We start from the raw sequence: 23673 nt of genomic DNA on the forward strand, positions 1-23673 counted from the left end.
TACTCAACGGGTACGGTTTGCCCATGGTGAGTCGGCGATGAGCGCGGGACTGTTCGCCCTGCTCGACGACGTCGCCGCGCTGGCGAAGCTGGCTGCGGCGTCCGTCGACGACCTCGGCGCGGCGACCGGGCGCGCCGCGGCCAAGACCGCCGGCGTGGTCGTCGACGACGCCGCAGTCACCCCGCAGTACGTGCACGGCGTCGCGGCGGAGCGGGAACTGCCGATGGTCAAGCGCATCGCCATCGGATCGTTGCGCAACAAGTTGCTGATCATCCTGCCGCTGGCGCTGCTGCTCAGCCAGTTCGCGCCGTGGGCACTCACCCCGATCCTGATGGTCGGAGCGACGTTCCTGTGTTACGAGGGCGCCGAGAAGGTGTGGGGCCGGCTGCTCGGACACAGCGAGCACGCTCCGGTGGCCGCCGGTACCGGCGCCGACGCGGAATCCACCACGGTCTCGGCGGCCATCCGCACCGACCTCATCCTATCCGCCGAGATCATGGTCATCGCCCTCTACGAGGTCGCCGAGCAATCGTTTTGGCCGCGGCTGATGATCCTGGTGATCGTTGCGATCGTGATGACCATCGCGGTGTACGGCACCGTCGGGGTGATCGTCAAAATGGACGACGTCGGATTGCGTTTGGCGCAAGGTGATTCGGCCCCGGTGCGGCGGTTCGGCCGGGCCCTGGTGTCGGCCATGCCGAAGGTGATGGCCACGCTGTCGATCGTCGGAGTGGTCGCGATGCTCTGGGTCGGCGGCCACATCCTGCTCACCGGCACCGACACCCTCGGCTGGCACCCGATCTACGCCTTCGTCCACCACCTCCAGGAGTCCGTGGCGCACGCCACCGGCGCGGCTGGACCCGCGTTGGGCTTCCTGACCAACACTGCGGCGTCGGCGGTGATCGGGCTGGTGGTCGGAACCGTGGTGTTCGGCGTCATCAGCCTGCTGCCGTGGTCCCGGGACTCACACGACGCGGAGTAGCGTGGCCAGCCATGAGCGCAGACCTGGTGCTGATGGAGCTGACCGAACCGTCGGAGTCCGGCGGGCGGACGGCCGTCATCACGGTGAACGACCCCGATCGCCGCAACGCCGTCACCGACGCGATGTCCGCCCAGCTGCGGACGGCGGTGGACGCCGCGGAGGCCGACCCCAGCGTGCACGCCGTCGTCGTCACCGGCGCCGGGAAGGCGTTCTGCGCGGGCGCGGACCTGTCGGCACTCGGTGCGGCGGCCGAAGAGGGACTGCTGCGGATCTACGACGGGTTCATGGCGATCGCCGGGTGCTCACTGCCGACCATCGCCGCGGTCAACGGCGCCGCCGTCGGCGCCGGGCTCAACCTGGCCCTGGCCGCCGACGTCCGGATCGCCGGGCCGCACGCTGTGTTCGACGCCCGGTTCCAGAAACTGGGCATCCACCCCGGCGGCGGCGCGACGTGGATGCTGCAGCGCGCGGTCGGCCCGCAGGTCGCCCGGGCGGCGCTGCTGTTCGGCATGCGGCTGGGCGCCGAGGACGCCGTCCGGCACGGCCTGGCCCTGTCTCTGGCCGAGGACCCGCTGGCTGCGGCCCTGGAGATGACCGAAGGTCCGGCGAACGCGCCGCGGGAAGTGGTGCTGGCCACCAAGGCCAGCATGCGGGCCACCTGCCACCCAGGCGAGCAGGACACCGAGGTGCACGAGTCGGCGATGCGCATCGAGTTGGGCCCGCAGGCCGCCTCCATCCGGTCCCCGGAGTTCCAGGAGCGGCTGCGCTGGGCGATGAAGCACTGAACCGTCAGGATTGTCGCGGGTCAGAGCTCCGCGAGCGCGAGGTCGGGTTCCTCGATCAGCTCGCGTAGTGCCACCAGGAACGCCGCAACCTGCGCGCCGTCGGCGACCCGGTGATCGAATGCGCAGGTCAACCGCATGGTGGACCGTACGGCCAAGGCTCCGTCGACGACGACGGCCCGCGGCCGGATCGCCCCCATCCCCAGGATCGCCGCCTCCGGGTGGTTGATCACCGGGACACCGTCATCGAGGCCCAGCGGACCGAAGTTCGACACGGTGAACGTCGAGCCGGTCAGGTCGGCCGGCGCGATCCGGCCGGCGCGGGCGGCGTCGACGAGGCCGGTCACCACCGCCGCAAGTTCCCGGGTGGTCCGGGTCTGGGCGTCGCGCACCACCGGAACCAGCAGCCCGCGTGACGTGGCAACGCCGAAGCCCAGGTGCACGTGGCGGTGCAGCTGCACGCGGGGGCCGTCGGGACCGTCCACCCAGCGCCCGTTGAGGATCCGGTGGCTGCCCAGGGCCAGCACCAGCAGCCGCAGCACCAGCACGAACGGGCTGATCTGCAATCGCTCTTGCAGTGCCAGCAGCCGGGTGCAGTCCACGTCGACGCCGGCGTGCGCGTCGGGGATCTCCCGGCGCGAAGTGGCCATCCGGGTGGCCATCTCGGCCTGGACCCCGCGCACCGCAGTGCTGTCGTTCTCCGCGTCCCCGGCGGTTGCGCCGGCCGTGGCCAGTACCGCCTCCCGGGTGATGATGCCGTTTTCTGCGGGGGCTACGGCGTTCAAGTCAACCTGCAGTTCGGCGGCCAGCTTGCGGACCGACGGCCGGGTGCGTGGGCGCTGAGACTGCGGTGGGCGACGACTCCGGTCGGCCTCGGCGTCGGTGCCGTAGCCGACCAGTACCCCGCCGCTGGAGGGAGCGGGATCGAAGCGCACCAGGATCGCACCGACCGGCAGCACGTCACCCTCGGCCCCGCCGAGTTCGACGACTCGACCGGCGACCGGGCTGGGGATCTCGACGGCGGCCTTGGCGGTCTCCACCGTGCACAGCACCTGGTTGAGTTCCACCTGGTCGCCGACGGCCACCTGCCACTGCGACACCGTGGCGTCTTCCAGCCCTTCGCCGAGGTCGGGAACCGCGAAGTCGATCACGGTGCGTCCAGGGCGCGCTCGACGCAGTCCAGCAGCCGGTCCACACCGGGCAGCCAGAGTTTCTCCAGCCGGGCGGGTGGGTAGGGCGTGTCGAATCCGGTGGCGCGCAGCACGGGAGCCTCCAGGTCGTAGAACAGCTCCTCGGCGACTCGCGCTGCCAGCTCCGCGCCGAATCCCAGGGTCCGGGGCCCCTCGTGCATGATCACGCAGCGCCCGGTGCGGCGTACGGATTCGGCGACGGTGTCGAAGTCCAGCGGGCTCAATGACCGCAGGTCGACGACCTCCAGGCTCCAATCATGTTCGGCTTCGGCCGATTCGGCTGCCGCGCAGGCGGTCGCCACCAGGCCGCCGTAGGTGACGACGGTGACGTCGGTGCCCGTCCGGGCGATCGCCGCGCGGCCGATCGGCGGGCCCGGCCGGGTGGTGTCGACGACGCCGCGGCTCCAGTACCGGCGTTTGGGTTCCAAGAAGATCACCGGGTCCGGGCAGTCGATGGCGTGGCGCAGCAGCCAGTAGGCGTCCGAGGGGTTCGACGGCGCCACCACCTTCAGGCCCGCGGTGTGTACCCAGTAGGTTTCGGTGGATTCCGAATGATGTTCGACCGCACCGATTCCGCCGAACGACGGGATGCGGATCGTCACCGGCAGTTCGATGTCGCCGCGGGTGCGCATGCGGTATTTCGCGAGGTGACTGACGATCTGGTCGACGGCCGGGTAGGCGAAGCCGTCGAACTGGATCTCCGGGACCGGTAGGAGGCCGCGGATGGCCAGCCCAATGGCAATACCGACGATGCCGGACTCGGCCAGCGGGGTGTCGAAACAACGAGTGTCACCGAAGGTTTCGGCCAGACCCTGGGTCACCCGGAACACTCCGCCGAGGCGGGCGACGTCTTCGCCGAACACCAGCACCCGTTCATCGGCGGCCATCGCGTCGTGCAGCGCGCGATTGATCGCCGCCGACAGGGCGATCTCGGGCTCGGTGTGCAACCGGGTGAGCAGCGGTGGCCGCTCGTCGATCTGGGTCATTGTCCGGCCCCCCTCGCCAATTCGGTGCGCAGCTGGTCGCGCTGGGCGGCCAGCTCCGGGGTGATGTCGTGATAGACGGAGTCGAACAGTTCGCCGGGGTCCGGGTCGGGTGCGCCGACGGTGGTGTTGCGCGCCTCGGCGGACAATCGGGTTGCGTGGGCCTCGGCGCGTTCGGCCAGCCGCGGTGTCCACACGCCGGTGTGCTCCAGGTAGCGACGGTAGCGCTCGATCGGGTCCAGGTCGGCCCAGCGGGCGAGCTCGGCCGGATTGCGGTAGCGCGCCGGGTCGTCGGAGGTGGTGTGCGGGCCCATCCGGTAGGTCAGCGCTTCGATGAGCACCGGGCCGCCCCCGCCGCGCACCTGCGCGGCGGCGGAGTCCATCACCGCGTAGCAGGCCAGCACGTCGTTGCCGTCGACCTGGATGCCGGGCATGCCGTAGCCGGCGGCCCGGGCGGCGATGCTGCCACCGGCGACCTGCTGCTGCACCGGCACGGAGATCGCCCAGTGGTTGTTCTGGACGAAGAACACGCACGGGGCGCCGAAGACGGCGGCCATATTCAGGGCTTCGTGCACATCGCCCTCGCTGGTCGCGCCGTCACCGAGGAACCCGACGGTCACCGAGTCCTCCCCGAGCCGCTGCGCGGCCATCGCGGCGCCGACGGCGTGCAGCTGCTGGGTGCCGATCGGGATGGAAATCGGGGCGCAGTGCCGGGCGGTGAATCCCAGTCCGCCGTGCCAGGATCCGCGCCAGACGGCTCCCATCTGCGCGACTGTGATGCCCCGCACCAGGAATACGCCGAGCTCACGGTACTGCGGAAACAACCAGTCGGTCTTGCGCAACGCGGCCGTCGCACCGATCTGGGCGGCCTCCTGACCGCGGCAAGAGGCGTAGAGGGCCAACTCGCCCTGGCGCTGCAGGTTGGTGAACTCGTCGTCGACGGCGCGGGTCGCGACCATCATCTCGTAGAGCCAGGACAGGGTTTCCGGCGGCAGGTCGCGACGGTATCGCCGCTCGGCGGTGGGCGCACCGTCGGGCGCGACGAGTTGCACGGGCTCGAGAGCCACCGCGTCAGCCATACCGCCTCCTGGTCCGGCGACGGCAGGTCACACCGTCGATCCGCGAGGTCTCAGTGGGTGGGCGTCAGCGGGAGGATCGCTCTGCTCGACGCCGTCACTGGGGCACTTCCCAGTATGCGCCCGACCGGGGGTCGGTGCCGGGATGCGGCGGTGACGTTTCGGGCTCGGTTACGGCGCGAGCGCGACGATCCGCTCGGCGCGGCGCAGGATCGGGGCGTCGATCATCAGCCCGTCCAGGGCGAAGGCACCCCGGTTGGTGACGGCCGCGTCGAGCACCCGTTTCGCCCAGGCGACCTGTTCGACGGTGGGCCGGTAGCCGTCGCGGATCACGGTGACCTGGCTGGGATGCAGCGCCACCTTGATGTCGAAGCCGACCGCGACGGCGTCGTCGACCTCGGTGCGCAGGCCGTCGAGGTTCTTGATGTCGATGTAGACCGAGTCCAGCGCGAGCTTTCCGTGCGCCTTGGCGGCCAGCAGCGACTGGGAGCGGACGTGAACGGCGACGTCGCGGTAGCTGCCGTCGGCGAACCGGTTGGCAGTGCCCCCGAGTGAGCCGAACAGATCCTCCGCACCCCACATCACCCCGACGGTGTTGTCCACCGCCGCGGTATCGGCGACCCGCAACGCGCCGAGCGGGGTTTCCACGATCAGCACCACATCCCGCGGCGCCAGCGCGCTGACCTGCTGCGGCACCTCGCATTTGGGCAGCATCACGGTGTGGTAGCCGGTGCGCTCGAGGACGGTCAGGTCCAGCCGCTGGTCCTCGGTGCCGGCCGGGTTGATCCGGATGACGGTGCGGTCGGGGTCCAGCGGGGTGTCGAGCAGCGCGTGGCGGGCGGCGGGTTTGTCGCCGGCGCCGTCCTCCAGATCGAGGATGACGATATCGGCTGCCGCAGCGGCCTTTTCAAAACGTTCCGGGCGATCGGCCGGGCAGAACATCCAGGCCGGACCGGTGGCGGCAAGCGGCATCAGGACTCCTGCCCGGTCGGGCGCATCCGCACCATGGTCTTGCGGGTGGCCGTCGCGACGATGTCGCCGTGCTGGTTGCGGCCGGTGTGAGTGAGGGTGACGATGCCCTCCCCCGGCCGGCTGCGCGATTCGCGCTTGTCGGTCACCACGGACTCGGCGTACAGCGTGTCGCCGTGGAAAACGGGCTTCGGGAAGGCAATTTCGGAGAAGCCGAGGTTCCCGACGATGGTGCCCTGGGTCAGTTGCGCCACCGACAGGCCGACCAGGGTCGACAGGGTGAACATCGAGTTGACCAGCCGCTGGTTGAACGGCGGCAGCGCATCGGAGAACGCCGCATCCAGGTGCAGGGCCTGGGTGTTCATGGTGAGCGTGGTGAACAGGACGTTGTCGGCCTCGGTGATGGTGCGCCCGGGCGCGTGCAGGTACCGCACACCGATCTCGAATTCCTCGAACCACAGGCCGCGTTGGCGGACCACACGCTGCCCGTCCTCGCCCACCAGAGCGTCGTCCACCACAATGCACCCCATTCCGTTCCGGTCCATCGCCGTTCGGCAAAACCGCGTTTCATCACTACCAGATCACGATGCGGGCGCGGCGAGGCGGTCGGATCCGCCTCGGCGGGGCAATCGCCGTGGCGCACGTGTGACGCCCGGGTAGCCTGGCGGGCCAGGAGGTTGGGTATGAGTGATGCACGGCGACCGCACGGCGCCGGCGACGGTTCCGTCGGCGGGTCACCGTCTGGCGGCGGACCGTCGGCACCCGATCCCGCCTACGCCCAGCAGTACGTCTACCCGGCCCAGTTGCCGTCGTCGGCGGAGACCCGGCCGCTGCCCGCGTACTGGACCCAGACGCAGACCCCGACTCCCGCGGGGGCGGCACCGCCGCCCGACGAACCGGAACCGCCTAAGCGCTCCCGGCGCTGGCTGTGGCTGGGCGCTGCCGCCGCGATCCTACTGGTCGCGGCCCTGATCCTGGCCCTGGTGATCACCAGCGGCTCGCCGCGCAAGACGACCGCGACAGCACCGTCGACGACCACCACTACCCGGGTGCCGAGCACCACCACGAGACCGCCGATCACCACGACGACGGCGCCGACCACCACGACGGCGCCGACCACCATCGCACCGCAGCCCACCGTCCCGCCGGCCACCACGACCCCGCCGCGCACCACGGCGACCACCAGCCCGGGCGGCACCGACACCGTCGTGTACTCGGTGTCCGGCACCGGCCGGGCGATCAACATCACCTACATCGACGACGGCGGGGTGGTGCAGGTGCTGTTCAATGTTCCGCTGCCGTGGTCCCAGCAGGTCAGCCTGGCGGCCCCGGCGAAGAACCTGGCCAGCGTCACCGTCGTCAACGCCGGGCGCAACATCACCTGCTCGTTGAGCATCAACGGCCAGGTCGTCAAGCAGCGGACCGGCGCCGGGCTGACCGTCTGCGCCTCGATCAACTGACGGTGCGGGGCGCGGGGCTGCGCACCGTCAGCATGGCGGCCAGCCCGGCGGCCAGCACCACCGCGACACCGCCCAGACCCGCGCGCACGGAATCGAAAGCGTCGACGAACAGGGCGAACATCCACGGTGCGAGGAAGGCCACCGCGCGGCCGGTCATGGTGTAGAGCCCGAACACGACGCCCTCGCGGCCCTCGCCGGTCATCCGCAGCAGCATGGTCCGCGACGCCGACTGGGTCGGCCCGATGAACAGGCACAGCGCCAGTCCGAGCCCCCAGAACGCCGCCGGTCCCGATACGGAGAGCAGCGCGGCGGTCAGCAGCACCATGGCACAAAGCGACACGACGATGACGGGTTTGGCGCCCACCCGGTCGTCGGCGATCCCGCCGGCCAGCGCGCCGAGGGCCGCCACCACACTGGCGGCCACGCCGAACAGCAGGATGTTGCCGGCCGATACCCCGTAGGCCGTGACTCCGACGACGGCCCCGAAGGTGAACACCCCGACCAGCCCGTCCCGGAAGATCGCGCTGGCTGCCAGGAACCGCACCAGGTTCGGGTCGCGCCGCCATTCCGCGCGCAGGTCGACCCACACCCGCCGGTAGGCACCGGCCAGGCCGCCCGGTTCCGCGTCGGGAACCGCGACGGGTGCCGCCCGCATGATGTGGCCGGCCCGGACCAGCAGGGCGGTGCCGAACACTGCGAACCAGGCCGCCGCCGCCAGCATCGCCGCCCGGACGTTGGCGCCGTCGGCCAGCGGGATGTCCAGCGCACCGCGGGTGGATCCGTCGCCGCGCACGAATCCCGTGTAGATCAGCGCCAGCAGCACCACGCTGCCCAGATATCCGGCCGCCCAGCCCAGCCCGGAGATGCGACCGGCGGTCGCCGGTGTGGACAGCTGACGCAGCATGGCGTTGTACGGCACGCTGGCCAGGTCCCCGGCCGCGGCGGTGGCGGCCAGCAGCGCCAGTCCCGGGAACAGGTACGACGGGTCGGCGCGGACCATCGACATGGTGGCGGTCAGGGTGACCGCCAGCACGGTCAGGACGGTCAGCGCTGCCCGCCGCCGGGTGGGGGCCTGCACGAGTTCGCCGAGCGCGGGCGCCAACACGGCCACAGTGATCCCGGCGATGGTGAGTGCGACGCCGAGTGCCGATTCCGGGATGACGCCGGGGCCGGCGTCCAGCCCCACGGTGTTGGTCAGATAGACCGAGAAGACGAAGGTGACGACGATCGCGTTCATGCCGGTCGATCCGCAGTCCCACAGCGCCCACGCGAGGACGTCACGGCGCCGCGCCCCGGGGACGCGGGCGGGCCTGGTCATGGCGGGAACTCTACGATGGCCCCATGCCCGTACCCTCTCCCAGCCCGGATGCCCGCGCCGTCGTCACCGGGGCCTCGCAAGGCATCGGTGAAGCTCTGGCCACCGAGCTGGCCGCCCGCGGCCATCATCTGATCGTTACCGCTCGCCGCGGCGAGGTGCTCGACGGGCTGGCTGCCCGGTTGACGGAGCAGTACGGCGTCGTCGTCGAGGTGCGCGCGGTGGATCTGGTCGATCCGGTCGCCCGCGGCGTGCTGTGCGACGAGCTGGCCGATCGCAACATCTCGATCCTGTGCAACAACGCCGGGACGGCGACCTTCGGTCCGATCGCCGGGCTCGATCCCGCCGGTGAGCGGGCGCAGGTGCAGCTCAACGTGAACGCCGTGCAGGATCTGACTCTGGCGGTGCTGCCGGGCATGCTGTCCCGGCGCGCGGGCGGCATCCTGACGTCGGGTTCGGCCGCGGGTAACTCGCCCATCCCCAACAACGCCACCTATGCCGCCTCGAAGGCCTTCGCCAACACCTTCAGCGAGTCGCTGCGCGGCGAGCTGAAGAAGGAGGGCATCCACGTCACGCTGCTGGCTCCGGGTCCGGTGCGCACCGAGCTGCCCGATGAATCCGAGCAGTCCCTGGTGGAGCGGCTGATCCCGGATTTCCTGTGGATCAACACCGAGTACACCGCCAAGCTGTCGCTGGACGCCCTGGAGCGCAACAAGATGCGCGTCGTGCCGGGCTTGACGTCGAAGGCCATGTCGGTGGGCGCCGGCTACGGCCCCCGCGGCATCGTCGCGCCGATCACCGGGGCGATCTACAAAAAGCTCGGCGGGCAGTAGCCGGGATCGCTCGCTACCATCGGCGGGTATGCGTATTCGAACTGCACTGGCCACCGGATTGGGTGCCGCCGCCGCGGCCGTCGTCGGGACTGTGGCGAGCAAGCCCAATATCGACACCTGGTACGCGGGGCTGGACAAACCCCGGTATGTGCCGCCGAACGCGGTGTTCCCGATCGCCTGGACCTCGTTGTACGCGACGATCGCGTGGACCTCGGCGGCGGCGATCGACCGGCTGCGCGCGAACGGCCGCGACGCCGAGGCAGCGGCCTACGGGCGTGCGCTGGCCACCAACTATGTGCTCAACGGCGCGTGGAGCTGGGTGTTCTTCAAAGGCCACCGGTTGCCGGCGGCGGCCGTCGTCGCGGCGGTGCTGGCCGCCAGCAGCGCGGACCTGACCCGGCGCGCCGCATCTGCCGACCCCAAGCTCGGCGCGGCGCTCGCGCCGTACCCCGCTTGGACCTCATTTGCCACGGTGATGTCCGCCGACATCGCCCGGCTCAACCGCTGACCCGGCGGAACGGAACTAACTCACCGGGGTCAAGGTGAACGGCACGCCGTCCGTGTCAAGCCCGGGCAGCGCATTGCAGGCGCCGCTGTCGTCGGTTGCCCAGGTCTGGCCGACCAGAGTGACCGGGTCCCAGGAGAAATGGGCGGAGTCGGGATGCTCGGAGCCATCGGAGACGCATTTGACCGCGGTTGGGTTATCCAGTTCGTCCAGTCGCCGTTGACCACGCCGACGACGTCGCCGAGACCCGGGTTCTGGCCGCGGACAGGGCGGTGATCATCGCGGCCGCGGTAATCCTCGTCGCTGTCGTGGTCATTGCCGGCCCGTTGGCCGCGCCCGTCGCGGCCGCCGTGCCGTTGGCCTGGTGAACACCGGGCCGGTATTTCCACCGATAGCCCGAAACCCCCGTCTGCCTGGGCAGACGGGGGTTCCTTATCGGGGTGGCTGACGGGACTCGAACCCGCGACAGCCAGGATCACAACCTGGTGCTCTACCAACTGAACTACAGCCACCATTGCCGGCACCGGCGAACCGGTTAACGCAGCGTGGACGATACTAGCGGCAAATGGCCGTCGCGCCGAATCGGTTTAGTGCGCGCCGTCCGGCGGCGGGCCCAGCTCGGCTGCCACCGCGGCGATGTCGCTGGTAGACGGCCCGGGTGGGGCGACGAACGCGGTCTGGCGGTAGTACTTGAGTTCCCGGATCGACTCGTGGATGTCGGCCAGCGCCCGGTGGGCCAGTCCCTTGTCCGGCTGGCCAAAGTAGATCCGCGGGTACCAGCGCCGGCACAGTTCCTTGATGGAGCTGACGTCGATCATCCGGTAGTGCAGGTAGGAGTCCAGGGCCGGCATGTCGCGGGCGATGAACCCGCGGTCGGTGGCGATCGAGTTGCCGCACAGCGGCGCCACCTTGGCCGTCTTGACATGGGCCTTGATGTAGTCGAGGACCATGGCCTCGGCAGTCGCCACGTCCAGGGTGGCGGCCCGGACCTCGTCGATCAGCCCGGATTTGGTGTGCATCGCGGTGACCACCTCGACCATGGAGCCCAGCGCCGCGTCGTCGGCGTGGATCACCACGTCGATGCCGTCGCCCAGCACGTTGAGCTCCGCGTCGGTGACCAGCGCCGCGATCTCGATGAGCTTGTCGGACCGCAGGTCCAGCCCGGTCATCTCACAGTCGATCCACACCAATTCGTCGCGCACAGGGCTCACAGTAGAACCACGTTAGACGATGCGGGGACTTCCGAATCCAGGCAGGACCGCCGAGGGCCGGCTTCCCGTCGCACCCGCGCCGTCGGAGCAAAGTAGTCTCAAGCACTGGATGCGACCGGGCGGCACGACCCGGTGCATCCCTGGTGAAAGGACCAGCAGGTGAGCACAGAACCGACCGCGCCGTCCTCGGCGATGACTCCCGCGCAGCGCATCGCCGCCGGTTACGCCGTCGACGCCGCCTCCCTGGAACTGGGCACGGTCGTCGTCGACGGCCAGGTGGACCCCAAGGCCCGGGTTCGGATCCCGCTGGCCACCGTCAACCGGCACGGCCTGATCGCCGGCGCGACCGGTACCGGCAAGACCAAGTCGCTGCAGTTGATGGCCGAGCAGCTCTCCGCCGCCGGGGTTCCGGTGGTGATGGCCGACGTCAAGGGCGACCTGTCGGGGCTGTCGCGGCCGGGCGAGGCCGGCGATCGGACCACCGCGCGGGCCGCGGACACCGGAGACGACTGGACGCCGACGGCCTTCCCGGTGGAGTTCCTGTCCCTGGGCACGGGAGGATCCGGGGTTCCGGTGCGGGCGACCATCACCAGCTTCGGCCCGATCCTGCTGTCGAAGGTGCTGGGGCTCAACGCCACCCAGGAATCCACGCTCGGCCTGATCTTCCACTGGGCCGACACCAACGGCCTGCCGCTGCTGGACCTCAAGGACCTGAGGGCGGTCATCTCCTTCCTCACCAGCGACGAGGGCAAGCCGGAGCTGAAGAATCTGGGTGCGGTCAGCCCGGCGACGGCCGGGGTCATCCTGCGGGCGCTGATCAACCTGGAGGCCGACGGCGGCGACACCTTCTTCGGCGAGCCGGAGCTGGAACCGAAGGATCTGATGCGGCTGGATCCGTCGGGCCGCGGTGTCATCACGCTGCTGGAGCTCGGCGACCAGGCGACCCGGCCGGTGCTGTTCTCCACCTTCCTGATGTGGGTGCTGGCCGACCTGTTCACCGGCCTGCCCGAGATCGGTGACGTCGACAAGCCGAAGCTGGTGTTTTTCTTCGACGAGGCGCATCTGCTGTTCAGCGACGCCTCCAAGGCGTTCCTGGAGCAGGTCGAGCAGACGGTGAAGCTGATCCGGTCCAAGGGGGTGGGCGTGTTCTTCTGCACGCAGCTGCCCACCGACGTGCCCAACAATGTGCTCTCCCAGCTCGGCGCCCGCGTCCAGCACGCGCTGCGCGCCTTCACCCCGGACGACCAGCAGGCGCTGTCCAAGACGGTGCGCACCTATCCCAAGACCGACGTCTACGACCTGGAGTCGGCGCTGACCTCGCTGGGGATCGGCGAGGCCGTCGTGACGGTGCTGTCCGAGCGCGGCGCCCCGACCCCGGTCGCCTGGACCCGGATGCGCGCACCCCGGTCGTTGATGGCCTCCATCGGCGACGACGCGATCAAGGCCGCCGCGGCGGCCAGCCCGCTGCAGGCCACCTACGGCCAGAGCATCGACCGGGATTCGGCCTACGAGCGATTGACCGCCAAACTCGCCCCGCCGGCGGACGCACCGATCTCCGTCGGCGGTGAAGCGTCGGGGACGGCGCGCGAGGAGGGCGCGCCGTCGGGGCGTGCGGCGAAGCCGGAACCGTCCACGGTGGACAAGGTGATGGCCAACCCGGCGTTCAAGAGCTTCATTCGCTCGGCCGGCACGGTACTGGGCCGGGAGATCACCCGCAGCGTGCTGGGCACCGGTCGGCGCCGCTGAGGCCCGGCGATTCGCGGGGTCACGCGGCAGGTGGAACCCGGGGCGACGCGGCCTGTTCGTCGTCGGCGGAGCCGGTGATCAGCTCCTCGATGATCGGCAGCGCCACCCGGCTGGCGAGTTCCAGGGCGTTGCGTTCATCGGCCGTCAGTTCCGCCAGCTTGGCGGCCAGCCGCGCCCGGATGCCGCGATGGCGCCGCTGGACGAACTCCAGTCCCACCCCGGTGAGCACGACCAGCGTCGCGCGACGGTCGGTCGGGTCGGCGTCGCGCGCCACCAGTGACTGTCGCTCCAGCCGTTGCACCACCTGGGTCATGGCGGGCTGACTCACCCCGACCGCGGTGGCCAGTGCGGTCAGCCTCGTCGGTCCGTCGGTCTGCAGGCGGTGCAGCACCTCGGCCGCGGTGATGCTGATCTCGGCGCGGTCGATGAGATGGCGGAAGATGAGCGTGGACGACGCCTCCAGCGTCGACGCGATGGCGTCGACCTCGATACCGGCGCAAGGCTCCACGGCATCCAGATTACATCAGTGACTTATGTGATTTGAGAAATATTTACGCCCGTTGGTTTGAAGCTCACCGGGTTCATAGCTAATCTACATTCATTCCTTATGGAGATCGGATCGGGCTCACCCGCCGACCGAACGCTGAACCCCACTCGCCACACGAAGGCTTAGGAGACGCCGCGTGCTCTACCGGTTGCTCAAGAAGACCTGGATACCGCTGACCATCGTGGTCGTCGTCGCGCTCGGTGCCTACGCGATCCTGCGGGTCCGCGACTCCACCACGCACCACGACACGACGACGGCGGAGGGCAGCGGAATCACCGAGAACTTCAACCCGAAGCACATCACCTACGAGGTGACCGGGTCCGGCGGCACCGCGAACCTCAACTACCTCGACGAGAACGGCCAGCCGCATCTGGTCGAGAACGCCACCCTGCCCTGGTCGTACACGATCGTGACCACGCTGCCGTCGATGTCGGCCAACATCATGGCCCAGGGCAGTCGGAACGTGGCCGGCCTCGGCTGCCGGGTGGTCGTCGACGACGAGGTCCGCGACGAACGCTCCAGCGGCGACCACATCAAACCGTTCATCTACTGCCTGGTGAAATCCGTATGAGCACGACAACCGCGCCGGAGAAGCCCCACCGGCCGTTCCTGGGCCATATGATCCGGGTCTTCTCCCTCCCGGTCATCGTGTTCTGGGTGCTGGCCGCCGTCGCTCTCGGCGCCCTGGTCCCCTCGCTGGACGAGGTGGCGGCCACCCGGTCGGTGCCGATCAGTCCGACCAACGCGCCGTCCTACCAGGCCATGCTGAACATCGGCAAGGTGTTCCAGGAGTACGACTCCGACTCGTCGGCGATGGTGGTGCTCGAGTCCGACGACCAGCTCGGCGACGCCGCGCACGCCTTCTACGACAAGATCGTCGCGAAGCTCAACGCCGATCACCAGCACGTGCAGAACGTGCAGGACTTCTGGAGCGACCCGCTGACGGCCGCGGGTTCCCAGAGCGTGGACGGCCATTCGGCCTATGTGCAGATCTTCCTCAACGGATCCCAGGGCACCACCGCCAGCCACGAGTCGGTGGAGGCGGTGCGCGACATCGTCGCCTCAGTGCCCCCGCCGCCGGGGATCAAGGCCCACGTCGCCGGTAACTCGGTGCTCAACGCCGACACCCGGGTGGCCGGGCACCAGAGCCTCTCACGCATGGAGGGGATCTCGGTCGGCGTCATCATCGTGATGCTGCTGTTCATCTACCGCTCGGTGGTGACGATGCTCATCTCGATGGTGATCATCGGACTGGAACTCATGACCGCCCAAGGGGTCACCGCCCTGGCCGGCTACTTCAACATCGTCGGCCTGACGCCGTACGCGGTGAGCATGGTGACCATGCTGTCGCTGGCCGCCGGCACCGACTACGTCATCTTCCTACTGGGCCGATATCAGGAGGAACGGGTCAACGGCCTGGATCGCGAAGCCGCGTTCTACAAGTCGTATCACGGTGTGTCACACGTGATCCTGGGCTCGGGGCTGACCATCGTCGGCGCCTGCATGTGCTTGACCATGTGCACCCTGCCGTACTTCACCACGATGGCCCTGCCCTGTGCGCTGGCAATCCTGGTGATCGTCGCGGCCGCGCTCACCCTGGCACCGGCGGTACTGACCATTGCCTCGAAGTTCGGCCTGCTGGACGCCAAACGTGAACTGTCCACCCGCAACTGGCGCAAGGTCGGCACGGCCGTCGTGCGTTGGCCGGTGCCGATCCTGTTCGTGACGATCCTCATCGCGGTGATCGGCTTCGCGGCGCTGCTGACCTACATCCCGCAGTACAACGACAAGAAGTTCACCCCGCCGGACATGCCCGCGAACCTCGCGATGGACGTCGCGGACCGGCACTTCTCCCAAGCCCGGATGAACCCCGAACTGCTGATGCTCGAAGCCGACCACGACCTTCGCAACTCCGCCGACATGCTAGTCATCGACCGGGTCGCCAAGGGCGTCGTGCACATGCGCGGCATCGAACGCGTGCAGACCATCACCCGCCCGCTCGGGGCCCCGATCCAGCACAGTTCCATCCCGTTCCTGCTCGGGGCACAGAACTCCGGCACCCTGCAGGCCGCCAAGTTCAACAACGATAACTCCGCGCAGATGCTCGAACAGGCCGACGAGATGGGCCGCACCGTCGCCAGCATGGAGCGGATGTACACGATCATGTCGGAGCTGACCGCGACGACGCACAGCATGGTGGGGCGCACGCACGAGCTGGTGGACACCACCAAGGACATGCGCAACAGCATCGCCGATTTCGACGACTTCTTCCGGCCGATCCGCAACTACCTGTACTGGGAGCCGCACTGCTACGACATCCCGGTCTGCTGGTCGATGCGGGGCATCTTCGACACCATCGACGGCATCGACGCCCTCACCGACCAGATGGACGGGCTGCTCATCGATCTGGACCGGATGGATGTGCTCATGCCGCAGACGCTTCCGGTTCTGCGCAGCACCATCGATTCGATGACCAAGATGCGTGATTTCATGATCGCCACGCACTCCACGATCGCGGGCACCCAGGCGCAGCAGCAGGAACTGGCCAAGGGCGCCACCGAGATCGGGCTGTTCTTCGACCAGGCCAAGAACGACGACTTCTTCTATCTGCCGCCCGATGTGTTCACCAACCCGGATTTCGAACGCGGACTGAAGATGTTCGTCTCCCCCGACGGCAAGTCGGTGCGCTACATCATCACCCACCAGGGCGACCCGGTCTCCGTCGACGGCATCGACCACGTCCGGGACCTCAAGGGGATCGTCGCCGACTCCGTCAAGGGCACCCCGCTGGCCAACGCCAAGGTGTCGCTGGCCGGCACCGCCTCCATGTACTCCGACATGCAGGACGGCGTGGTCACCGACCTGATGATTGCGCTCATCGCCTCGATGATCCTGATCTTCTCGATCATGCTGATCATCACCCGCAGCGTCATCGCGGCGATGGTGATCGTCGGGACGGTGGCCGCGTCACTGGGCACGGCCTGCGGGCTGTCGGTGCTGCTCTGGCAGGACATCCTGGGGCTCGGGGTGCAGTGGATCGTGATCCCGCTGTCCATGGTGATCCTGCTGGCGGTCGGCTCGGACTACAACTTGCTGGTGGTGTCCCGGCTCCGCGAGGAGATCCACGCCGGTTTGAACACCGGCATCATCCGCGGCATGGGCGCCACCGGGCGGGTGGTGACGGCAGCCGGGCTGGTGTTCGCCTTCACCATGATGTCGATGATCGTCAGCGACCTGCGGGTGGTCGGCCAGCTGGGCACGACGATCGGCATCGGCCTGATCGTCGACACGCTGATCGTGCGGTCGTTCATGACGCCGTCGATCGCCGCGCTGCTGGGCCGCTGGTTCTGGTGGCCGCTGGATGTGTTCAAGATCCTCGACCGCTACCGGCGGCCCACGACACCGGCGCTCAGCACCCCGGCGGAGACATAAGTGCGCCCCGGTCGCAGCCATGGGGGGTTGGGCGACCGGGGCAGTGCCGACATTATCCGGCGCCCCTGCGCGCGGGCTGGCGACGGACTGTGAAAATGCCAGAGCTCCTCGGGCCCGGCCGCCGTGACACCAACGGTATTAGGTTAGCCTTAGTCAGCAGTCCCGGAATGCGCCAGGAGCCTCGATGCCAGAGCCCGAAACCGCCGGCGGCACGGTCGGCTTTGTTCCCTTTCCGCCGGATCGGGCCGCCCGGTACCGCGACGAGGGCCTGTGGACGGGCCGGCCGCTGGACACCCTGCTGCGTGACACCACCGTCGCCGCGCCGCAGCGCACCGCCGTCGTCGACCCCCACGGGCGGCTGAGTTACGCCGAGCTCGACGCGGCCGCCGACGCCGCAGCGGCGGGCCTGACCCGCCTCGGCATCCGTCCGGGCGACCGGGTCCTGCTGCAGCTGCCGAACCGAAACAGCTTCGCGGTGGCCCTGTTCGGCCTGCTGCGCGCCGGCGCGTGGCCGGTGATGTGCCTGCCCGGGCACCGGGAGGCCGAACTGGGGCACTTCATCGAGGTGGCCGGCGCTACGGCGCTGATCGTCGCCGACGTGCACGGCGGCTTCGACTACCGCGAGATGGCCGCCGGACTGTCCGACCGGCATCCGGGCCTGCGCCACGTCGTCGTCGACGGCGACCCGGGTGGGTTCACCCCGTGGTCGGCGGTGGTCGCTACCCCCTTCGGACCCACCGCACCCGTCGCCGTCGACACGTCCGGTCCGGCGGTGCTGCTGGTCTCCGGGGGCACCACCAACGTGCCGAAGCTGATCCCCCGCACCCACGACGACTACCGGTACAACGCCGTGGCCGCCGCGCAGGCGTGCGGGCTCACCGCCGACGACGTGTATCTCGCGGTACTGCCCGCCGGCCACAACTTTCCCCTGGCCTGCCCGGGCCTGCTGGGTGCGATCGCGGTCGGCGCAACGACGGTCTTCGCCACCGACCCCAGCCCGGAATCGGCGTTCGCCGTCATCAACACCCACCGGGTCAGCGCCACCGCCCTGGTGCCGTCGCTGGCGACGCTGTGGGCGCAGGCGACCGAGTGGGAGCCGGCCGTGCCGGATTCGCTGCGGCTGCTGCAGGTCGGGGGCGCCAAGCTGGCCGCCGCCGATGCCCGCCGGATCCGGGAGTGCCTCACCGAGGGGGTGCAGCAGGTGTTCGGGATGGCCGAGGGACTGCTGTGCCTGACCCGCCCCGGCGACCCGGCCGACATCGTGGACAACACCCAGGGACGGCCGTTGTCGGCGAGCGACGAGATCCGCATCCTCGGCTCCGACGGCACGCCGGTCCCGCCGGGTGAACCGGGCGAGTTGGCGGCCCGCGGGCCCTACACGATCAACGGCTACTACCGCGCCGAGGCCGCCAACCGGTCGTCGTTCGACGCCGAAGGCTTCTACCGCAGCGGCGATGAGGTCCGGCGGCGTCCCGACGGCTACCTGGAGGTGACCGGACGGATCAAGGACGTCATCCTGCGGGCCGGGGAATCACTGTCGGCCGCCGAGCTGGAGACACATCTGCGGACCCATCCCGCCGTCCGGTCGATCGCGGCGGTCGGGCTCGCCGATGCGTTTCTGGGCGAACTCGTCTGCGCCGCGGGCACGTTTGACGGCGATCCGCCGTCGGTCGCGGACCTCAACGAGCACCTGCGCGCCCGCGGGGCGGCGACCCAGCTGCGGGTGGACCGGGTGGCGGCGGTCGCCGCGCTGCCGCTGACCTCGGTCGGCAAGGTCGACAAGCGGGCCCTGGCAACGGCTTTGGCCTGAGCGCCGGGCCTATCCCCGGCGCGGCACCAGATAACCGGCGATACAGGACAGTTTCTCGCAGGTTTCCTCGAACTCCCGCTCGGGATCGGACTCGGCGATGATGCCGGCTCCGGCGCGCAGCCAGGTCCGGTCCCCGTGCTGGTAGAGCGAGCGCAGCACCAGTGCGGCGTCCAGGCCGCCGTCGGGCGAGAACATCGCCATGGCACCGGAATACATGCCGCGCGGCGCCTCGTCGAGACGCAGAATCGCCTCCACGCCGGCCCGTTTGGGAATGCCCGACGCCGTGACGGCCGGGAACAGCGCGGCGAGCGCGTCCATCCGGGTCATCGGTGAGCGCAGCCGCCCGCCCACCGTCGAGCCGAGGTGCTGGACGCTGCCGCGTTCGCGCACCGACATGAAGTCGGTGACCGCCGCGCTGCCGGGTTCGGCCACCTCGCCCAGCTCGGACAGTGCCGCGCGAACCGATATCGCGTGTTCCACAATCTCTTTGGAGTTGGACTCCAGGTCCTGGCGCGCCCGGCGGTCATGTTCGGCGCCGCGCCCGAAGGCCCGGGTGCCGGCCAGCGGCTCGGTGAGCACCGAACCGTCGGCGCCGACCGCGGTCACCACCTCCGGGCTGTAGCCCAGCGCCCGGACCGGGCCCAGCGACAGCAGGAAGGACCGGGCGGGAGTGTTGTGGGTGCGGCCGAGCCGATACGTGGAGGGGAAGTCCACCGGGAACGGCACCGGCATCGGCCGCGACAGGATGACCTTTTCGTAGCGGCCGGAACGGATCTCCGCCGTCGCCGCGGACACCCGGTCCCGGTAGTGAGTGTGATCGGCGCGGATGTCGACCGGCGCGGGCGTCCCCGGCCCGGTGTACCCGGCGGCGAGCACCGCCTGCGCTGCGGCGTGGTGGCGCGGATCGGCGGTCCGCACCCCGTCGGCGGTGATCAGCACCTCGCTGCGCGGGGCGAACAGCCGGGCCAGCGGCGTCCCCGGGCTCAGCAGGTGCTGCAGCCCGAACCGGTAGGCCCCGAATTCGAAGCAGATCCAGCCGAACACCCGGTGCGTCCCGGCGGCGATCCGCCGGACCGCCTGCTCCAGCGCCGGGCCCGGATCCCCGGTCAGCAACCGGTGCTCGGCGGTGCCGTCGATGTTGACCCGTAGTTCACCCGCGTCGAGTTCGACACCGGCCCGGGCGCCGATCCCCAGAATCCATTGGCCGTCGCACTCGTAGAGCAGGTAGTCCTCGCCGTCGCGGTCGGCGAGCTCGTGGGCCAACAGCCCGGCGGCGTCCGACGGCTCCAAACCGAACGGAAGCGGAATCGATTGCCCGACTTCCGAATACCGGTCGTTCATCTGCAGCATGACACTTCCTGGCTCATCGGTCGGGCGACGCGGCCGCGACGGTGCGGACGGTCGCGGCACCGGTGGTGATCGTGATCGTGACCTGTCGCCGTCGAGGGGACGGGATCCATCCGCACGCTACCAGAACTTAGGATAGCCTCTACAAAGTGTCGGGGCTGGCCTCCCCTGCGGCACGGCCCCCAACTCGACTGCGCGGAATTGGTGCAGAAATGAGTGTGCCCCGGCCGCAACCATGGGGGGGATGGGCGACCGGGGCGTTATTGAAACTATCGAGTCAACCTGACAGGAACCTGAGGGCGACATGTGGCGTCCCAGAGAACCGAGACGACAGCCGGCCTCTGAGTCGCCTCGCAACGATCAGTTGACGGCGACCAGCACGATTCCGAAGATCGTGAATGCCACCGCCATCAGGAACCAGGCCTGCAGGTAGATCGGCCCTTCGGGATCCTGGTACTTCGGCGAATCGGCAACGGGGAGTTCACGAGTAGTAGTTTGCGAAGTCATGCTAACTACTTTTGTCGATTTTGCGCCGGGCTTCAATGTATTGCTCAGCGCATCGGTCCCCCCGATGAGACGCGCGCCACAACGAGGCTCGGGTGAAACGTGAAAACCCCTCCTGCACCGAGGGGCAGGAGGGGTCTTGCTGTGCGCCGTCAGGGTTTCGAACCCCGGACCCGCTGATTAAGAGTCAGCTGCTCTACCAACTGAGCTAACGGCGCGTGAACGCTCAGGAACAATAACAGGAGTGCCGACCCGGAGGAAAATCGAGACGGTCTCCCCTGGTCACCGGCGCATCGCCTTACCGGAGAGCCAGTTGCCGAGGAATTGCGCGGCCTGTACCCCGGCGATGATGGTCAGCACCGCCACCCCGGTGACCGCCCAGTTGAACCGCTGATAGCCGTAGACGATGGCGAAGTTGCCCAGCCCCCCGCCACCGACCGATCCAGCCACCGCCGTCATGTCCACGATCGAGATGAACACGAACGTGTAGCCCAGGATCAGCGGTGCGAGCGCCTCGGGCAGCAGCACCCGGGTGATGATCCGCCAGGGTGAGGCGCCCATCGCCTGGGCTGCCTCGATCACCCCGGGATCCACCGAGACCAGGTTCTGTTCGACGATCCGGGATATCCCGAACGTCGCGGCGATGACCAGGGCGAAGATGGCCGCCCGGGTGCCGATGGTGGTGCCCACCACCCCCAGGGTCAGGGGGCCGATCGCGACGATGAAGATGATGAACGGGATCGGCCGCACGAAGTTCACCCCGATGTTGAGCACGGTGTAGACCCACCGATTGGCCAAGATGCTTCCCGAGCGGGTGGTGTAGAGCAGCACGCCGAGCACCAGCCCGAGGAAGCCGCCGAGCACCAGGGTGACGACCACCATCTGCAGCGTCTCCCACAGCGACTCCCAGAAGACCGGCCGCAGCAGTTCCCAGTCGGTGTTCACCGCCGGGCCCCTTCGACGGTGGCGCCCAGCTCGTCGACCCGGGCGTGCCGGCGCAGCCGGGCGATCATCTCGTCGACGTCGGCGTCCGGGCCGCTGAGCGCCAGGGTGACGTTGCCGACGGAGCGGCCGCCGAGCGCCGAGATGCCGCCGTAGACGAATTCGAAACCGGCCGCGGTGGTCCGCACCGCGTCGGCGAGCACCGCACCGATGCGTTCGGTATCGCTGACTCCCACGGTCACCAGCCGGCCCTCATGGCGGCGCGCCAGGGCGGCGGCGTCGTCGGCCGACGGCCTGTCGTGCAGCGAGCCGGCGACGAAGCTCGCGGTCAGCTCGGCCTGCGGATCGGCGAACACGTCGTAGACCTCGCCCTGTTCCACCAGGTGCCCGGCGTCGAGCACGGCGACCCGATCGGCGATCTTGCGCACCACGTCCATCTCGTGGGTGATGACGACGACGGTGATGCCGAACTCGGCGTTGACCTTGCGCAGCAGCCGCAGCACGTCGTTGGTGGTCTGCGGATCCAGCGCCGAGGTGGCCTCGTCGGCCAGCAGGATCTGCGGTTGGGCCGCCAGCGCCCGGGCGATGCCGACGCGCTGCTGCTGGCCGCCGGACAGCTGCGCGGGATAGGCCCAGGCCTTCTCGGCCAGCCCGACGAAGTGCAGCAGCTGCGCGATCCGGTCCCGGTGCTCATCGCGCGGGACGCCGGCGGCTTCCAGCGCGAACGCGACGTTGCCGTACACGGTCCGCGAGCCCAGCAGGTTGAACCGCTGGAACACCATCCCGATCCGGCTGCGCAGCCGCCGGATCTCCCGGGCCGACAGCGTGGTGATGTCGACGCCTTCCACCAGCACCCGTCCCGAGGTGGGCGTCTCCAGCGCATTGATCATCCTCACCAGGGTGGACTTGCCGGCCCCGGATCCGCCGATCACCGCCGAGATGCTGCCGGCCTCGATGGCCAGGTTGATGTGCGAGAGCGCCTCGGAACTCGCCGTTCCGGCGCCGGCCGGGTAGCGCTTGGTGACGTCGACGAACTCGACGATCGGCACCGACTTCCGTTGTGCCTCAGGACTTCCCACCGCGCAGCACCTCCTCCAGATCGGTGGTTATTTGCTCCAACTCCCGTCCCGGCAGGTCGACGATGACGGCGGTGTTGCGCGACTGCGCAACCACCACCCGGGTCACCTCCGGATCGTGGTAGAGCTCGACGATCCGTCGGTACACCGGGTTGTCGCGGTCCTGCGCGCGGGCGACGAACGCATTGATGTAGGGCCGCGCCTGCGGTGTGTTGGGGTCGTCGGCGTAGATGGCCGAGGACGGGTCGATGTCGGCGTCCATGGCGAAGCCGTTGTTGATGACGGCCGCGGCCACCGACGGTAACGCGGCGACGGTCTGCTGGGCGCCCAGCGGCACCACACTCACCCGGGACGCGTGCGCGTCGATGTCGGCCGGGGTGGACACCACGCTGCCCCCGCCGCGCAGCTTGATCAGGCCGGCCTGTTGCAGCACCAGCAGCGCGCGGGCCTGGTTTGTCGGATCGTTGGGCACCGCGACCTGGGAGCCGGCCGGGATCGTCGCGACGGACTTGTAGCGCTTGGAGTACACGCCCAGCGGGACGACGACCGTCGACCCGACCGGCACCAGGTTCTGTCCGGCCGAGACGTTGTAGCCCGCCAGGAACACCAGGTGCTGGAACAGGTTGAGGTCGACCTGTTTCTGCGCGAGGGCGGGGTTGGGGGCGGCGTAGTCGCTGAAACTGACGATACGGATGGTGATGCCCTCGGCGGCGGCCAGCCGCCGCAGCACCGGCCAGAAGTCGGCCGCGGCCTCGGTGGTACCGATCGTCACCACGGTGCCGCCGGGGCCGCCGTCGACGCGCACCAGCGCACTCGGACCGCCGAACAGCGAGAACACCACTCCGGCGACCAGCGCGACGGCCAACAGCGATCCGGCGATCAGCAGCGAGCGGGGCCGCCGGGGTTTCGGCGGCAGCCACAGCGGATCGGTCGGGTCCCGCTGCACCGGCTGCCCCACCGTCG

At 69.4% G+C, this 23673-nt stretch carries 23 protein-coding genes and 2 tRNA genes; 10 read left to right on the forward strand and 15 right to left on the reverse strand.

Features of this window, described 5'->3' with window-relative positions; translation table 11 throughout:
• Positions 1–37: 37 nt before the first annotated feature.
• Positions 38–982, forward strand: a complete 945-nt coding sequence (locus G6N16_RS17050; RefSeq protein WP_083031453.1) for a DUF808 domain-containing protein — start codon at positions 38–40, stop codon at positions 980–982.
• 11 nt (positions 983–993) lie between these two features.
• On the forward strand, positions 994–1767 hold the full coding sequence (locus G6N16_RS17055) for an enoyl-CoA hydratase (RefSeq protein ID WP_083031455.1): 774 nt from the start codon (positions 994–996) through the stop codon (positions 1765–1767).
• A gap of 20 nt (positions 1768–1787) precedes the next feature.
• On the opposite strand, the gene G6N16_RS17060 is transcribed toward G6N16_RS17055, so the two are convergent.
• From G6N16_RS17060 to G6N16_RS17080, 5 genes are all read right to left on the reverse strand, one after another.
• Positions 1788–2915: a dihydrolipoamide acetyltransferase family protein gene (locus G6N16_RS17060; RefSeq protein WP_235674076.1), complete on the reverse strand. Its 1128-nt coding sequence runs from the start codon at positions 2913–2915 to the stop codon at positions 1788–1790.
• Positions 2912–3940: an alpha-ketoacid dehydrogenase subunit beta gene (locus G6N16_RS17065; protein ID WP_163787911.1), complete on the reverse strand. Its 1029-nt coding sequence runs from the start codon at positions 3938–3940 to the stop codon at positions 2912–2914. The genes G6N16_RS17060 and G6N16_RS17065 overlap by 4 nt, the downstream gene beginning before the upstream one ends.
• On the reverse strand, positions 3937–5016 hold the full coding sequence (gene pdhA / locus G6N16_RS17070; RefSeq protein WP_083030358.1) for a pyruvate dehydrogenase (acetyl-transferring) E1 component subunit alpha: 1080 nt from the start codon (positions 5014–5016) through the stop codon (positions 3937–3939). The genes G6N16_RS17065 and pdhA overlap by 4 nt, the downstream gene beginning before the upstream one ends.
• A gap of 168 nt (positions 5017–5184) precedes the next feature.
• Positions 5185–5985 carry an HpcH/HpaI aldolase/citrate lyase family protein gene (locus tag G6N16_RS17075; protein WP_083030357.1) on the reverse strand — a complete coding sequence of 267 codons (801 nt, stop codon included), beginning with the start codon at positions 5983–5985 and terminating at the stop codon, positions 5185–5187.
• Positions 5985–6497, reverse strand: a complete 513-nt coding sequence (locus tag G6N16_RS17080) for a MaoC family dehydratase (protein WP_407663664.1) — start codon at positions 6495–6497, stop codon at positions 5985–5987. Before G6N16_RS17080 ends, G6N16_RS17075 begins: the two co-directional genes overlap by 1 nt.
• A 168-nt stretch (positions 6498–6665) precedes the next feature.
• Between G6N16_RS17080 and G6N16_RS17085 the strand changes: the two genes are divergently transcribed.
• A complete protein-coding gene (locus G6N16_RS17085; protein WP_083030355.1) occupies positions 6666–7442 on the forward strand; it encodes an MmpS family transport accessory protein in 777 nt (258 codons plus the stop codon).
• Here the strand turns inward: G6N16_RS17085 and G6N16_RS17090 are convergent.
• On the reverse strand, positions 7435–8760 hold the full coding sequence (locus G6N16_RS17090; RefSeq protein WP_083030354.1) for an MFS transporter: 1326 nt from the start codon (positions 8758–8760) through the stop codon (positions 7435–7437). The genes G6N16_RS17085 and G6N16_RS17090 overlap by 8 nt on opposite strands.
• Before the next feature lie 23 nt (positions 8761–8783).
• Between G6N16_RS17090 and cmrA the strand changes: the two genes are divergently transcribed.
• From cmrA to G6N16_RS17105, 3 genes are all read left to right on the forward strand, one after another.
• The gene (cmrA, locus tag G6N16_RS17095; protein ID WP_083030353.1) at positions 8784–9590 is read left to right on the forward strand and encodes a mycolate reductase; all 807 of its coding nucleotides are present in this window, start codon (positions 8784–8786) and stop codon (positions 9588–9590) included.
• Between the two features lie 28 nt (positions 9591–9618).
• A complete protein-coding gene (locus tag G6N16_RS17100) occupies positions 9619–10098 on the forward strand; it encodes a TspO/MBR family protein (protein ID WP_083030352.1) in 480 nt (159 codons plus the stop codon).
• Positions 10099–10286: 188 nt separating this feature from the next.
• Entirely contained in the window at positions 10287–10463 is a 177-nt protein-coding gene (locus G6N16_RS17105; protein ID WP_163787912.1) for a hypothetical protein, read from the forward strand.
• A gap of 71 nt (positions 10464–10534) precedes the next feature.
• Here G6N16_RS17105 and G6N16_RS17110 read toward each other — a convergent pair.
• Both G6N16_RS17110 and orn read right to left on the reverse strand, forming a co-directional pair.
• A tRNA-His gene (locus G6N16_RS17110) sits at positions 10535–10607 on the reverse strand.
• Positions 10608–10682: 75 nt separating this feature from the next.
• On the reverse strand, positions 10683–11297 hold the full coding sequence (orn, locus tag G6N16_RS17115; RefSeq protein WP_083030351.1) for an oligoribonuclease: 615 nt from the start codon (positions 11295–11297) through the stop codon (positions 10683–10685).
• Positions 11298–11465: 168 nt separating this feature from the next.
• On the opposite strand from orn, the gene G6N16_RS17120 reads away from it, so the two are divergent.
• Positions 11466–13052, forward strand: a complete 1587-nt coding sequence (locus tag G6N16_RS17120) for a helicase HerA-like domain-containing protein (protein ID WP_083030350.1) — start codon at positions 11466–11468, stop codon at positions 13050–13052.
• Positions 13053–13071: 19 nt separating this feature from the next.
• On the opposite strand, the gene G6N16_RS17125 is transcribed toward G6N16_RS17120, so the two are convergent.
• Positions 13072–13560, reverse strand: a complete 489-nt coding sequence (locus G6N16_RS17125) for a MarR family transcriptional regulator (protein ID WP_163787913.1) — start codon at positions 13558–13560, stop codon at positions 13072–13074.
• Positions 13561–13747: 187 nt separating this feature from the next.
• On the opposite strand from G6N16_RS17125, the gene G6N16_RS17130 reads away from it, so the two are divergent.
• The 3 genes from G6N16_RS17130 to G6N16_RS17140 all read left to right on the forward strand — a co-directional run bounded on the left by G6N16_RS17130 (position 13748) and on the right by G6N16_RS17140 (position 18841).
• Complete coding sequence (locus tag G6N16_RS17130) at positions 13748–14170, forward strand: MmpS family transport accessory protein (protein ID WP_083030371.1); 423 nt, start codon at positions 13748–13750, stop codon at positions 14168–14170.
• On the forward strand, positions 14167–17031 hold the full coding sequence (locus tag G6N16_RS17135; RefSeq protein ID WP_083030348.1) for an MMPL/RND family transporter: 2865 nt from the start codon (positions 14167–14169) through the stop codon (positions 17029–17031). The genes G6N16_RS17130 and G6N16_RS17135 overlap by 4 nt, the downstream gene beginning before the upstream one ends.
• Before the next feature lie 184 nt (positions 17032–17215).
• Positions 17216–18841, forward strand: a complete 1626-nt coding sequence (locus G6N16_RS17140; RefSeq protein ID WP_083030347.1) for a (2,3-dihydroxybenzoyl)adenylate synthase — start codon at positions 17216–17218, stop codon at positions 18839–18841.
• 9 nt (positions 18842–18850) lie between these two features.
• On the opposite strand, the gene G6N16_RS17145 is transcribed toward G6N16_RS17140, so the two are convergent.
• From G6N16_RS17145 to G6N16_RS17170, 6 genes are all read right to left on the reverse strand, one after another.
• Positions 18851–20191, reverse strand: coding sequence for a salicylate synthase (locus G6N16_RS17145; protein WP_083030346.1), 1341 nt, complete (start codon positions 20189–20191; stop codon positions 18851–18853).
• Between the two features lie 357 nt (positions 20192–20548).
• Entirely contained in the window at positions 20549–20695 is a 147-nt protein-coding gene (locus G6N16_RS17150; protein WP_163787914.1) for a hypothetical protein, read from the reverse strand.
• Between the two features lie 142 nt (positions 20696–20837).
• A tRNA-Lys gene (locus tag G6N16_RS17155) sits at positions 20838–20910 on the reverse strand.
• Positions 20911–20974: 64 nt separating this feature from the next.
• The gene (locus tag G6N16_RS17160) at positions 20975–21637 is read right to left on the reverse strand and encodes a methionine ABC transporter permease (protein ID WP_083030345.1); all 663 of its coding nucleotides are present in this window, start codon (positions 21635–21637) and stop codon (positions 20975–20977) included.
• Positions 21634–22713 (reverse strand): methionine ABC transporter ATP-binding protein, encoded by a 1080-nt coding sequence (locus tag G6N16_RS17165; protein ID WP_179961215.1) that lies wholly within the window; start codon positions 22711–22713, stop codon positions 21634–21636. Before G6N16_RS17165 ends, G6N16_RS17160 begins: the two co-directional genes overlap by 4 nt.
• On the reverse strand, positions 22700–23656 hold the full coding sequence (locus G6N16_RS17170) for a MetQ/NlpA family ABC transporter substrate-binding protein (RefSeq protein ID WP_197913113.1): 957 nt from the start codon (positions 23654–23656) through the stop codon (positions 22700–22702). Before G6N16_RS17170 ends, G6N16_RS17165 begins: the two co-directional genes overlap by 14 nt.
• Positions 23657–23673 lie beyond the last annotated feature (17 nt).

Origin of the sequence: Mycolicibacterium insubricum, assembly GCF_010731615.1 — a bacterium.
GTDB classification, from domain to species: Bacteria; Actinomycetota; Actinomycetes; order Mycobacteriales; family Mycobacteriaceae; genus Mycobacterium; species Mycobacterium insubricum.